At 68.7% G+C, this 12,083-nt stretch carries 13 protein-coding genes; 6 read left to right on the top strand and 7 right to left on the bottom strand.

What is annotated here, in order from left to right; genetic code table 11:
- Nucleotides 1-5: 5 nt before the first annotated feature.
- On the bottom strand, nucleotides 6-956 hold the full coding sequence (locus HNR11_RS08035; protein WP_179441863.1) for a cation diffusion facilitator family transporter: 951 nt from the start codon (nucleotides 954-956) through the stop codon (nucleotides 6-8).
- A 96-nt stretch (nucleotides 957-1,052) separates the two neighbouring features.
- Between HNR11_RS08035 and HNR11_RS08030 the strand changes: the two genes are divergently transcribed.
- From HNR11_RS08030 to thpD, 3 genes are all read left to right on the top strand, one after another.
- Nucleotides 1,053-2,222, top strand: coding sequence for an amidohydrolase (locus HNR11_RS08030; RefSeq protein WP_179441862.1), 1,170 nt, complete (start codon nucleotides 1,053-1,055; stop codon nucleotides 2,220-2,222).
- 124 nt (nucleotides 2,223-2,346) lie between these two features.
- Nucleotides 2,347-2,688 (top strand): acylphosphatase, encoded by a 342-nt coding sequence (locus tag HNR11_RS08025; RefSeq protein ID WP_179441861.1) that lies wholly within the window; start codon nucleotides 2,347-2,349, stop codon nucleotides 2,686-2,688.
- Between the two features lie 277 nt (nucleotides 2,689-2,965).
- Nucleotides 2,966-3,865 (top strand): ectoine hydroxylase, encoded by a 900-nt coding sequence (gene thpD, locus HNR11_RS08020; protein ID WP_246310356.1) that lies wholly within the window; start codon nucleotides 2,966-2,968, stop codon nucleotides 3,863-3,865.
- 315 nt (nucleotides 3,866-4,180) lie between these two features.
- Here thpD and HNR11_RS08015 read toward each other — a convergent pair whose 3' ends face one another.
- The gene (locus tag HNR11_RS08015) at nucleotides 4,181-6,343 is read right to left on the bottom strand and encodes a S9 family peptidase (RefSeq protein ID WP_179441859.1); all 2,163 of its coding nucleotides are present in this window, start codon (nucleotides 6,341-6,343) and stop codon (nucleotides 4,181-4,183) included.
- A 189-nt stretch (nucleotides 6,344-6,532) separates the two neighbouring features.
- Here HNR11_RS08015 and HNR11_RS08010 point away from each other — a divergent pair, with 189 nt between their 5' ends.
- Nucleotides 6,533-7,075, top strand: a complete 543-nt coding sequence (locus HNR11_RS08010) for a DNA-3-methyladenine glycosylase I (RefSeq protein WP_179442925.1) — start codon at nucleotides 6,533-6,535, stop codon at nucleotides 7,073-7,075.
- An 11-nt stretch (nucleotides 7,076-7,086) separates the two neighbouring features.
- Here HNR11_RS08010 and HNR11_RS08005 read toward each other — a convergent pair whose 3' ends face one another.
- The 5 genes from HNR11_RS08005 to infC form a co-directional block, all read right to left on the bottom strand.
- Nucleotides 7,087-7,392 carry an RNHCP domain-containing protein gene (locus tag HNR11_RS08005; RefSeq protein WP_058888467.1) on the bottom strand — a complete coding sequence of 102 codons (306 nt, stop codon included), beginning with the start codon at nucleotides 7,390-7,392 and terminating at the stop codon, nucleotides 7,087-7,089.
- Nucleotides 7,389-8,321: a TrmH family RNA methyltransferase gene (locus HNR11_RS08000; protein WP_058888466.1), complete on the bottom strand. Its 933-nt coding sequence runs from the start codon at nucleotides 8,319-8,321 to the stop codon at nucleotides 7,389-7,391. The genes HNR11_RS08005 and HNR11_RS08000 overlap by 4 nt, the downstream gene beginning before the upstream one ends.
- Nucleotides 8,322-8,425: 104 nt before the next feature.
- On the bottom strand, nucleotides 8,426-8,806 hold the full coding sequence (rplT, locus tag HNR11_RS07995) for a 50S ribosomal protein L20 (protein ID WP_058888465.1): 381 nt from the start codon (nucleotides 8,804-8,806) through the stop codon (nucleotides 8,426-8,428).
- Nucleotides 8,807-8,855: 49 nt separating this feature from the next.
- The gene (gene rpmI / locus HNR11_RS07990) at nucleotides 8,856-9,050 is read right to left on the bottom strand and encodes a 50S ribosomal protein L35 (protein WP_058888464.1); all 195 of its coding nucleotides are present in this window, start codon (nucleotides 9,048-9,050) and stop codon (nucleotides 8,856-8,858) included.
- Nucleotides 9,051-9,312: 262 nt separating this feature from the next.
- Nucleotides 9,313-9,996: a translation initiation factor IF-3 gene (gene infC / locus HNR11_RS07985; RefSeq protein ID WP_232301774.1), complete on the bottom strand. Its 684-nt coding sequence runs from the start codon at nucleotides 9,994-9,996 to the stop codon at nucleotides 9,313-9,315.
- Nucleotides 9,997-10,158: 162 nt separating this feature from the next.
- Between infC and HNR11_RS07980 the strand changes: the two genes are divergently transcribed.
- Nucleotides 10,159-10,539: a DUF1844 domain-containing protein gene (locus HNR11_RS07980; RefSeq protein ID WP_058888462.1), complete on the top strand. Its 381-nt coding sequence runs from the start codon at nucleotides 10,159-10,161 to the stop codon at nucleotides 10,537-10,539.
- Nucleotides 10,540-10,641: 102 nt separating this feature from the next.
- Entirely contained in the window at nucleotides 10,642-12,012 is a 1,371-nt protein-coding gene (locus HNR11_RS07975; protein WP_179441858.1) for a glycosyltransferase family protein, read from the top strand.
- Nucleotides 12,013-12,083 lie beyond the last annotated feature (71 nt).

The following is a 12,083-nucleotide window of genomic DNA, read 5'->3' as shown; positions in this document are numbered from 1 at the left end:
TCGGTTCAGGCGTGTGTATGGGTCTCAGCTGCGGAGATGCTGCGCGGTTCCAGCTGGAAGGTGGAGTGCTCCACGGCCACATCGAAGTGTTCGGCCACGCAGGTCTTCAGCCGGTTCAGGGTCTCAGGGACGCAGCCGTCGCGGAAGCAGGCGTCGTCGAGCACCACGTGGGCCGAGATCACCGGCAGCCCGGTGGCCACGGTGGAGGCGTGCAGGTCATGGACCCCCTGCACATGGTCCTGGGCCAGCATGTGCGCCCTGACCTTCTCCAGGTCCAGCCCGCGCGGGGTGAACTCCAGCAGCACTCGGGCGGTCTCGCGCAGCAGCAGCACAGCGCGCGGGATGATCAGCGCCGCGATCGCCAGCGCGGCCACGGCGTCGGCCTGCTGCCATCCGGTGGTCCAGATGACGACGGCGGCGATCATCACCGAGAGCGAGCCCAGCGCGTCCGCACTGACCTCGAGGAATGCCGCGCGCATGTTCAAGTTGGCCTTGCGGCCCGAGGCGAGCACCAGCAGCGAGATGACGTTGCCAGCCAGGCCCGCCGCTCCGAAGAGCAGCAGCTCCAGGTGCAGGATGACCGGAGGGGCGCCGAGCCGGCTGATGCCTTCCACCGCGGCGTAGGTGCCCACGCCCAGCAGCAGCGTCGCCTGGATCAGGCCCGCCAGGATCTCCACCCGTCGGAATCCCCAGGTGCGCTGGGCCGTGGCGGCCCGGTACATCAGTCCTGCTGCGATCAGTGCCACGCCCAGACCGATGCTGTCGGTGAGCGAATGCACCGCGTCGGTGAGCAGCGCCAGTGAACCGGTCACCCAGGCGCCCAGTGCCTGGGCCAGGACGATCCCCAGGGTGATCGCGCAGGCGATCCCCAGCCGGCGGCGCTGCGAGCGGGCACGGTCGGGGGTCTCCGCGGAGGTCTCGGCGCTGCTGGTCAGCCCGTGGTCGTGGTGGTGCATGGTTCAGTCATTCTCCTCCGATCCGCCTGGGATCTCATAAGCTGCGAGCCAGACGCAGAAGCGTTCTCAGCAAGGCCGGTGCGCTAGAGTCACCACATGGTTGCTCAAAGAAACTATGTCATCAGCAATGCGCACATCCTGCCCATCAGCGGAGAGCCCTTCGACGGCTCGCTGGTGGTCACCGAGGGCAAGATCGCCGCCCTGGGAGCCGAGGTGGAGCACCCCGAGGGGCATCAGGTCATCGACGCCGCAGGCGGCTGGGTGCTGCCCGGACTGATCGACGCCCACGTGCACCTGGGCGTGCACGAGGAGGGCGAAGGCTGGGCCGGAGCCGATGTCAACGAGACCACCGACCCGGTGACCGCGGCCGTGCGGGCCCTGGATGCGATCAACCCGGCGGAGATCGGTTTTGCCGACGCCCGGGCCGCCGGCATCACCACGGTCAACGTCAACCCCGGGTCGGCGAACCCGATCGGCGGGCTCGCCGTGGCGCTGAAGACCCAGGGCCGGATCGTCGATGAGATGGTGCTGCGCTCCCCCTCGGGCCTGAAGTCGGCCCTGGGAGAGAACCCGAAGCGGGTCTACGGCGAGCGCAAGCAGACCCCGAACACCCGGCTGGGCGTCGCGATGACCATCCGGAAGGCCTTCACGGAGGCCAAGAACTGGCAGGCCAAGGACCCGTCGGACCGGCCCGGAGACCTGGTCTCGGAGGCCTTGGCGATGGTGCTGGACCGCGAGATCCCATGGCGGCAGCACTGTCACCGCGCCGATGACGTCGCCACCGCGCTGCGTCTGGCCGATGAGTTCGGCTACGAACTCGTCCTGGACCACGGCACGGAGGCCTATAAGCTCGCCGATGTCATCGCCGAACGGGGCATCCCGGTGCTCTACGGACCCATGATCGTCTCGCGCTCGAAGGTGGAGGTCCGCGACCGCAGTCCCAAGGCACCCGGAATCCTCACCCGCGCCGGGGTGAAGGTCTCGATCATCACCGATCACCCGGTGGTGCCGATCGAGTTCCTGATCCACCAGGCAGCCCTGGCGGTGCGTGAAGGGATGGACCCGGTCCAGGCGCTTCGTGCAATCACCATCAACCCAGCCGAGGTGCTCGGGGTGGCGGATCGGGTCGGGACCCTGGAGCCGGGCAAAGACGCAGATCTTGCGATCTGGTCCGGGGATCCACTGGACACCAGGAACCGGGTGCGCCACACCTGGATCGACGGCGAGCTGGTCTTCACCGAGGAATCCGCAGACTCGCAGACCTGATCCGAGTCCCGGGCAGCCGGCGCGCGGGGCTCAGCGCTCGGGGGTGGTCGCTGGTCCGGATCAGCCGACACCCACCACCGGCGGGGGCCTGGTGGCTGAACCCTGTGGGTGTTTGACTGGAGCCATGACTGAACCCCATACGCCATCCGATGCCGAACAGCCCCTCTCCCCCTCGGGCTGCACCACAGGGACCCACGCCCAGGTCACCGGTCAGGTCCAGGGGGTGTCCTACCGCGCCGCCGCGAAGGCCGAGGCCGATGACCTCGGGCTGATCGGGTGGGTCAGGAACACCGCCGACGGCGCGGTGGAGCTGTTAGTGGGTGGCGCCGGGCCGGCGGTGGATGCGCTGCTCCGCTGGGCCGAGACCGGACCCGAGTCCGCCGAGGTGAGCGAGGTCGATCAGCGCGAGGCCAGCGCAGAGGAGCTGGCCTCGCTGCCACAGGCCGGGTTCGAGATCCGCCGCTGACGGCGACGGCGACTTGGCGACAACGCTCCCGACTGCATCGCCCCGTCGTCGTCGGCATCCTCCGGCAGCCCGCGGTCGGCACCCTCCGACAGCCGGGCGGTTGCATGAGATCACTGGACTGCTACGGTCGGAGGACAGCTCGCAGCGCCCTGAAGTCCATGACACGGGGACCATGGCCACCGGCGCTGAGCAGGAACACCTATGAGAGAACACTGACTGAATACGAAACCAGACACGGTCTCACGAGACTCGAGGAAGGTCGCGAATGACGACGACGATGAATCACCCAGCGGCACTGGCTGACCGCTACCCCACCCGCACCGTGACCGAGACCCAAGTCATCGCCCGCGAGGACGCGGTCGTGCAGGGTTCGGCGCAGGACGGCCCCCTGGACTCCGAGGAGCTCTCCAGCTTCGAGGATAAGGGCTACCTCAGCATCGATCAGCTGATCAGCCCCGATGAGCTCGCCCTGTTCAAGCGCGAGCTCTCCCGGCTCGCCCAGGACCCTGCAGTGAAGCAGGACGAGCGCACCGTGGTGGAGGCGAAGTCCGATGAGGTCCGCTCCATCTTCGAGATCCACCGCACGAATGAGATCTTCGCGAAGATCGCCAACGATCCACGGGTCGTGGAGCGCGCCCGGCAGATCCTGGGCTCCGAGGTCTACATCCACCAGAGCCGGATCAACTACAAGCCCAGCTTCACCGGCAAGGACTTCACCTGGCACTCGGACTTCGAGACCTGGCACGCCGAGGACGGCATGCCCGCCCCGCGTGCGGTGTCCGTCTCGATCTCACTGACGGACAACTACTCCTTCAACGGTCCACTGATGATCATGCCGGGCTCGCACCAGCACTTCATCAGCGCCGTGGGCGCAACCCCGGAGGACAACCACGAGAAGTCCCTGGTCATGCAGGGCGCCGGAGTCCCCGACGCCGAGACCCTGACGGAGTTCGCCGATCGCTTCGGCATCGACGTGCTCGAGGGCCCCGCGGGCGGTGCCGTGATGTTCGACAGCAACTGCATGCACGCGTCCAACGGCAACGTGACTCCGTACTCCCGCTCGAACGTGTTCCTCGTCTACAACTCCGTGGAGAACCTGCCCACGGACCCCTACGCCGCGGCGAAGCCCCGGCCAGAACACCTCGGGAGCCGGGACTTCACCCCCGCCGGCAGCTGACCCTGCCCACTGGGCGCCGGTGCCGCATCAGCGCCGCGTCAGCGCCGCGTCAGCGCCGCGTCAGCGCCGCGTCAGCGCCGCGTCAGCGCCGCGTCAGCGCCGCGTCAGCGCCGCGTCAGCAGCATGAAGGAGCGGCCCTGGTCATCAGACCAGGGCCGCTCCTTCATGTCCGGGGGTCACCGCCTGAGAGATCCCACCGACGCAAAGGTCCCATCGCGATGCCATGTCCCACGGCTTTGAGCCGAAACAACGATGGGACGCGGCATCGGCATGCGACGGACCGCACGGGAGCCGGGCGCGTCAGCTCCCGGGTGGTCAGTCCGCCGCGGGGGCAGTGAGCCCCAGCTCGGCCGGCAGCTCGGACGCCGTGCCCAGCAGGTGCTCGGCCAGGAAGCCGGAGACCACCTGGTACCAGATCTTCGCGTGCGAGGGACTGAGTACCCAGTGGTTCTCATCTGGGAAGTAGAGGAAGCGGTGCGCGGTCTGCCCATCCTCGTCCGCGGGCAGCCCGGACTTCGCGAGCAGCTCATACCAGAGCCGCAGACCCTCCCCGATCGGCACCCGGTAATCCTTGTCCCCGTGGATGACCAGCATCGGAGTCACGATCTTCTCCACGTGCAGGTGAGGGGAATGCTCGGCCGCCATCCGCTCATCGAGCTCGTTGCGCCAGTAGGAGGCCATGTCCGTTGTGGGACCGAACTGGTCCAGCGCCCACAGCGAGGCATGGGTGACGATCGCGGAGAACCGGTCGGTCTGTCCGGCGATCCAGTTCGCCATATACCCGCCGAACGAGCCGCCCATCGCCGCGGTGCGGGTGTGATCGATGTCCTCGCGCGCCTCGGTGGCGTCGGTGATGGACATCAGGTCGGTGAACGGGTGACCGCCCCAGGAGTTCCAGCCGCGCTGGACGAACTCCTGGCCATACCCGGTGGACAGGGCCGGGTCCGGCAGCAGCACCGCGTAGCCCTGTGCCACCATCAGCCAGGGATTCCAGCGCCAGGTCCAGGCGTTCCAGGAGTTCAGCGGCCCGCCGTGGATCCACAGCAGCAGCGGCGCCGGATCCTTCGCCGAGGCCTCGGCGGGCAGCGCCAGCCAGGCCCGCACCGGAGCACCGTCGTCTCCCACCGCGGTGACCTCACTCAGGGTGCCGGGCAGTTCGGGACGCTCATGGGGATTCGGCAGCCGGGTAGCCTCCCCGGTGGCCAGATCGATCGAGACCACCTCCTCCGGGTGCGCGTAGCTCGAGCGCACCCCGTAGGCGGTATGACCCTCAGGGTGCACGAGGACGGCGGAGTAGGTCGCGTCCTCGCTGGTCACCTGGTGCACCGCCCCGGACGCGGCGTCCACACGGAACACCGGCCCGCGTCCACCCTGATCGGCCAGCGCGAGCAGCCCGGAGCCGTCCGGCAGCCAGGCCGCAGGGCTCAGCCACAGGTCCGCCTCGGCAGCGAGCCGGGTCAGCCCGCCGGTCTGCAGGTCCAGCAGGTGCAGCTGGGGCTGCGGCGCCCGCTCCGGGGTCGGCTGGGCCGAGCGCACGACGGCGGCGGTGCGGCCATCGGGGCTGATCACCCCGGCGCTGAAGCTGTATCCCGGCTCGTCGGCGATCATTCGGCGTTCCCCGGAGGCGACGTCCACCACGGCCAGTGCGGTGCGCTGCCCGGCCCTGGCCTCGGGCACGATCACGCTGATCAGTGCGGAGGAGCCGTCTGGGCCCAGCTGCACCTCGCCGCCGAATCGGGACCCGAGCCCCTCGGTGAGGTGGCGCAGGTTCACCGCCTCGGGATCTGCGGTGCCCGCTGCGGCGTCGTCGTCGGAGACCGGGCTTGTCGCGGACCCCGGAAGTGTTGCGGAGTCTGAGCTTGCTGCGGAGTCTGGGCTTGGTGCGGAGTCCGGGCTCGGGGTCGCCGCAGGCTCGAGTGCGAAGAGGCTGGGGCGGGCCGGGCCGAGGTCGTGGTCCCAGAACCGGACCGGGTATCCGGTGTGCAGGATCGCCTTCACGGAGGCGTCCTCGCGCCGGGTGTGCAGCTGCTCCTGCTCCTGCTCGCTGCTGGCTCCGGGCAGCAGCGGTGCGCTGAGCAGGGTGACCGGCGCCTGCTGCGCGCAGTGCGGCTGGCTCACGCCACCGGCCCGGCGGGTCACCAGCTCGGCTTCGCCCCCCGCGGCGGGCAGCCTGTACAGCGCGGCGCCCTTCTGCTCAGGCTTCTCCCCCGGACGGGATGAGGTGAAATACAGATCCCCCGAGACGCTGAAGGCGGGGGCGGACTCCCCCTTGGCGCTGCGGGTGAGCCGCCGTGCCGGGTGCTCCCCGGCGGGGTCGATCTCCCACAGGGCGGCGGAGTAGCCGTCACCGGCGGTGTTCACAGAGGAGACCGAGGTGACCAGTCGGGAGCCGTCGGGGCTCAGGGTGAGTCCACTGAGCCGGGGGTGGGCGACGTAGTGGTCCAGGTCGGAGAAGATGCGCGAGCTGTGCTGTGTCATGACCTTGTTCTACCAGCGCTGCCCGCTACATGGTTGCATTGTGCAACTACCGGCGTGGTGTGAGCGGACTATCCTGGGTCCGTGACCCCCGATGCGACGCCTTCCCCCGATCCCCAGGTGACACCGACCTCCGGGACGGTGATCGGTGAGGATGGCCTGGCACGAACGCCCTGGGCGCTGGGCAGCGCCATGATGTGCCACTACTACGACACCGAGTGGGGCATGCCGGTCCGCGAGGAGCGCGGCCTCTTCGAGCGGCTGAGCCTGGAGGGGTTCCAGGCCGGGCTCTCCTGGTCCACGATCCTGGCCAAGCGGGAGAATTTCCGAGCCGCCTTCGCGGGATTCGATCCCGAGGCGGTCGCTGGGTTCACCGAGGCCGATGTCCACCGGCTGCTCGCCGATGCCGGGATCATCCGGCATCGCGGGAAGATCACCGCGACCATCGGCAATGCTCAGGCCACCCTGGCGCTGCGGGAGCATGGCGGGCTGTCGGCGCTGATCTGGTCCTATAAGCCCGAACAGACCCCCACGCCCGAGACCCTGACCGAGGTGCCGACCCGTTCCGCTGAGTCTGAGGCACTCTCGAAGCGACTCAAGGCTGAAGGCTTCCGGTTCGTGGGACCCACCACCGCGTTCGCGCTGATGGAGGCGATCGGGATGGTGGACACCCACCTGGTGGGCTCTCATCGGCGGGGCAGCTCCGGGGTGGCCTTCAGCAACCAGCCCGGCTGAGGCGGCAGCCGCTACTGCGGGCGCTGGAGTTCGATGACCCGGTCCATGTCGTCGTCGGGAGCCAGCCGATTCCGGTCCACCTGACCGCATCTGGTGCAGCGGTGCAGCAGCAGGAAGCCCTTCTTTCCACTGTGATCGACCCCCACGGGAGCCATCTCGGCGCCGCAGTTCGCGGCGCGATCGCCTGGCGTGATGTCAACATGCCGGGAGTACAGGCAGTGCGGGCAGTGGTTGCGGTAGCTGCCCCCGCGCTGGGCCGGGATCGACTTGCCGCAGTGCAGACAGTCGAAGCCGGTGTTCTCGGCCTGCCTGCTCATGCCGCCGGTGAGTGCTGAGCCATCGCTGTGGTGTACATGCAGACCGTGGCCGCGGTGGCGACGTTCAACGACTCGGCGGCTCCGAAGAGCGGGATCGCCACACGATGGTCGGCCAGTTCACGCTCGGCGTGGGTCAGCCCGTGAGCTTCGTGTCCGAAGAGCCACAGCGTGCGGCTCGCAGGGGTGGCCAGCTCACCAAGCTGCTTCTCGCCGCGTCCATCGGCGGCGAGCACCTGGAAGCCGTGGGTGCGCGCGGCCTCGCTCAGGTCTGAGGCCTCGACGCCGGTGAAGATCGGCAGGTGGAAGTGCGAACCGGCTGCCGAGCGGACCACCTTGGGGCTCCAGGGGTCCACGGTCCCCGGGGAGAGCACGACGGCGCCGGCCCCGGCTGCGTCCGCAGTCCTAATGATCGTGCCGGCGTTGCCGGGGTCCTGAAGTCGCAGCATCGCGGCCACCTGCCCGGTTCCCTCCGCGATCTTCTGCAGCTGTGCATCCAGCGCCTCACGCTGGGCGGCGGCGTCGGGGATCCGGCAGACCGCGAGCATGCCCTGGGAGGTCTCGGCGTCGCCCATGGCGCGCAGCGCCTCGCCGGTGGCCTCGCGCAGGAACACCCGGGCCTTCCCCGGCAGCTTGGCCTCGGGGTTGAAGAGCACGCCGCGCATCCGGTCCAGCAGGGCGAGCACGTCGGGGTGCCGCTGAAGCGCCGCGGGGTCGAAGTAGAGCGCGTCCAGCTCGGGGAACGGCTGCGGTCCCTGTTCCTGCTCCCACTGACGCAGCCAGATGGTAAGGGCTTCGCGCACCGGCTGAGGCCCCTCGGCGAGGAAGAGCCCCTGCTTCTGCCGTGCGGAACGTCCGGCGAGGGCTGCCACGCGGCGGACGCGGTCAGAGCGCGGGTTGTCGACCAGCTCGGGGTCGCTGTGCTGAGACATGGTTCTCTCTTCTTCTGCGTCGTGTCTTCTGCATCGTGGGGTGCGGGCATGCAGAAGGCGCCGCCTCCAGTGCGGAGACGGCGCCTTCGGCCATGCTGATCGAGTCAGACTCGAGCGGCGTTGACATCCTGCGGGAGCGCCTTGCGGGCGGTCTCGACGAGGACGCCGAAGGAGTTCGCGTCATAGACCGCCAGCTCGGCGAGCATGCGGCGGTCAACCTCGACCCCAGCGGCCTTCAGGCCCTGGATGAAGCGGTTGTAGGTCATTCCGTGCGAGCGGGCAGCGGCGTTGATGCGCTGGATCCACAGCCGCCGGAAGTCGCCCTTGCGCTTCTTGCGGTGCTGGTAGTTGTAGACGTACGAGTGCAGCAGCTGCTCTTTCGCCTTGCGGTAGAGGCGCGAGCGCTGTCCGCGGTAGCCGGAGGCCCTGTCCAGGACCTTGCGGCGCTTCTTATGGCCGTTGACGGCCCTCTTTACACGTGCCACGTGATGTCTCCTTGAGTCGTGAAGTCTTCGGTGATGATCGTGCTGAGGCTCAGATGCCCAGCATCCGCTTGATGCGCTTCTCGTCAGCCTTGGTGACCAGGCGGTCACCGGCCAGACGGCGCGTCAGGCGTGAAGACTTGTGCTCCAGGTAGTGGCGACGGTTGGCCTGCTGGCGCTTGAGCTTGCCGGAACCGGTCAGCTTGAAGCGCTTCTTGGCCCCGCTGTGGGTCTTCATCTTCGGCATGGTGCCGTTCTCCTTATGTCGTTCGGACCTGCAGCGCCTGTGCTCTCCAGCGCACGAGCTCGGGGCTCGTCGGCTGACGCGGCGGCGCAGAGGTGGGTCATCGAGGCGTGGCCGCCGCTGCCGAGGCAGCGACGCGGGTCCACACCGTGAAACCCCTTTTGAGTGGCGGTAAGAGCACCCGCATGGGGCTCTCACGCAAACCAGCGCACCAGTCTACGCCATGAGACGGGTGCGCGGGTCCACCAGGATCAGCAGAAGGCCTCTAGAGGTTCTTCAGCTCATCCGGGAGATAATCGGCCATGGAGTTCGACAACGGTGTCGCGTCCTTCTTCTCCGTGGGCAGTCGCTCTGCGTTCTTCCGCGCTCGGCGATCGTTCTTGACCTTGGGCGCCTCGGCTTCAGCCTCGGCCTCAGCCGGCTCCTGGTTCTTGGCCTGGTTCTTCGCTGCAGCCTTGGCCTCGGCCTTGGTCTTCAGCGGTCCGACGACCATCACCATATGGCGGCCGTCCTGGCGCGGGGAGGACTCCACGGCACCGAGATCGGCGACGTCCTGGGAGAAGCGCTGAAGAAGCCGGACCCCCATCTCGGGGCGCTGCTGCTCGCGACCACGGAACTGGATCATGGCCTTGACCTTGTCACCGGCCTCGAGGAAGCGGCGGGCGTGACCGACCTTGGTGTTGTAGTCGTGGTCATCGATCTTCAACCGGAAGCGCACCTCTTTGAGCACCGTGGTGCTCTGGTTCTTCCGGGATTCCCGAGCCTTGACCGCGGCTTCGTACTTGTACTTGCCGAAATCCATCAGCTTGCAGACAGGAGGTTTGGCCTGGGGCGCAACCTCAACCAGATCCAGATCGGACTCCGTGGCGAGACGCAGCGCGTCTTCGATGCGCACGACTCCCACCTGTTCCCCCTGGGGGCCGACGAGGCGGACTTCTGGTACGCGGATGCGTTCGTTGATGCGTGGTTCGCTGATCTGTCTAGCTCCTGTTGTGAGGAATTCGGTGAATGGAGAGACATCGGCCGGACCGCCGGACGAGCCCAACCGGGCTGTGATCGCCGTGTTGAGCGCGTTTAGCGCGGCTGATGAGACTGTGACAAGCTTACCAGCATGCACAGTGAGCAGAATAACCACGCCGAGGAATCCGATCTCGCCCAGGCGGTCAACCAGCGGTCCCGCGACATCTCCGAGGTGCCGGCCGTGGAGCTGATCAACACCGTCGCCGTGCATCTGATGAGCGCCGCCGCGGTGAAGACCGGTCTCGCCGATGACCCCAAGGCCGATGAGCTCAAGGACCTCGACGAGGCCCGCAAATTGATCACCGCGCTGGCCGGGCTGATCACCGCCGCCGCCCCCGAGGTCGGCTCCACCCACGCGGCGCCGCTGCGTGATGGGCTGCGCTCGCTCCAGCTCGCCTTCCGCGAGGAGTCCAGCGTCCCGGATGCACCCGGCAAGGGACCCGGCGAGAAGTGGACCGGCCCGGTCAACTGAGGGTTTCATGAGAACTTGATGAGACCAGGATGAGAGATCTCGGCGGAGACTCTCATAGTGTTCTCATCGCTGCCTCACATGGGGTGACCACTATGGTCTTCCATGAGCATCACAGCCGTTCTCTACTCCCACGACTCGGTCGGCCTGGGCCACGCCCGCCGCAACCGGGCCCTGGCCCACGCCCTCGCGGCTGATCTGCCGCGACTGACCGGCCAGCCGGTGCGCGGACTGCTGATCGCCGGACACCCCGATGCGACCGCCGACTCGCTGCCGGAGGGCTGGGACTGGCTGGTGCTCCCCGGGTTCACCAGCACTCCGCAGGGCTACGCGTCGCGGAGCCTGGATGTGAGCAACGAACGGCTCTCGGCGCTGCGCAGCTCCACCGCCGCCGCCGCGATCAAGGCGATGGACCCGGATCTCTTCATCGCCGACCGACACCCGTTCGGGGTGGGCGGTGAGCTGCTGGACTCCCTGCGCTGGCTGCACTCCCAGGGCACTCGCTGCGTGCTGGGCATGCGTGAGGTGCTGGACACCCCCGCCGCCGCCCGCAAGGAATGGGACCGGATCGGCGGGGCCTCGGCCGCCGCTGCGTTCTACCACGCGGTGTGGGTCTACGGAGACCCCTCGGTCTACAACCCGATCAGCAGCGGCGAGATCCCGGCGCCGCTGGCCACACGGACCAGGTTCACCGGCTATCTCAGCCACGGCCGCCCGACCGATGAGCTCACCGACGCCAGCGTCCGGGCACCGAAGCCCTACGTGCTCTCCATGGTCGGCGGCGGCTCCGACGGCGGCCGGCTGGCCCTGGCGGCCGCCCGGGCGCAGGTCCCGGCCGGTCACCGACACATCATCCTCACCGGACCGCAGATGCCGCCGGCAGACCATGACCGGGTGCAGCGCGCCGCGGCCGCCTCGCCCGACTCCGGCAGCGTCCAGGTCACTCGTCTGGCGCCGCATGTGCCACAGCTCGTCCGCGAGGCGGCCGCCGTCGTGTCCATGGCCGGGTACAACTCCACGGCCGAGATCATGGCCACCACCACGCCGGCCCTGCTGGTGCCCCGTGCCACCCGTCGCGCCGAACAGCCGCGCCGGGCTCGAGCGCTGGCCGCTGTGGGCGCCGTGGACACCCTCCCAGCCGAAGAGCTCACCGCGCAGGCCTTGAGCCGCTGGCTCGCCGACGCCGTGACCCGGCGCTGCGACCGCAGCGCGGTGGACCTCGACGGGCTGGCCAGGATCGGTGGCCTCGCCGCCGCGGAGCTCGGGCTGGGTCCCGCCGCTCGGAGGTGCGCGAGAGCCGGCTCCCCCGCCGAACGTCCTGATCCGGTGCGCGGCCCCGAATGGGCGTCCAGCCAGGACCACGTCCTCACGGCCGCCCCACCATATCCGAGCCCAGCACACGCCGCGGCGCGCTGCGCCGCCACTCCCCTCTCACCATCAGCCGCCGAAACGAGGTTTGATTCCCATGTCCGCTGAGAACACCATCGCCGACTCCCCGCGGAACCCGCTCGAGGGTTCCGCCGAGCACCTCCCCGAGATCCACCCGG

Source organism: Nesterenkonia sandarakina, assembly GCF_013410215.1.
In the GTDB taxonomy this organism is placed as follows: Bacteria; Actinomycetota; Actinomycetes; order Actinomycetales; family Micrococcaceae; genus Nesterenkonia; species Nesterenkonia sandarakina.
Note: the sequence above shows the minus strand (reverse complement) of the source record. Positions and strands in the feature narration are given on the sequence as shown.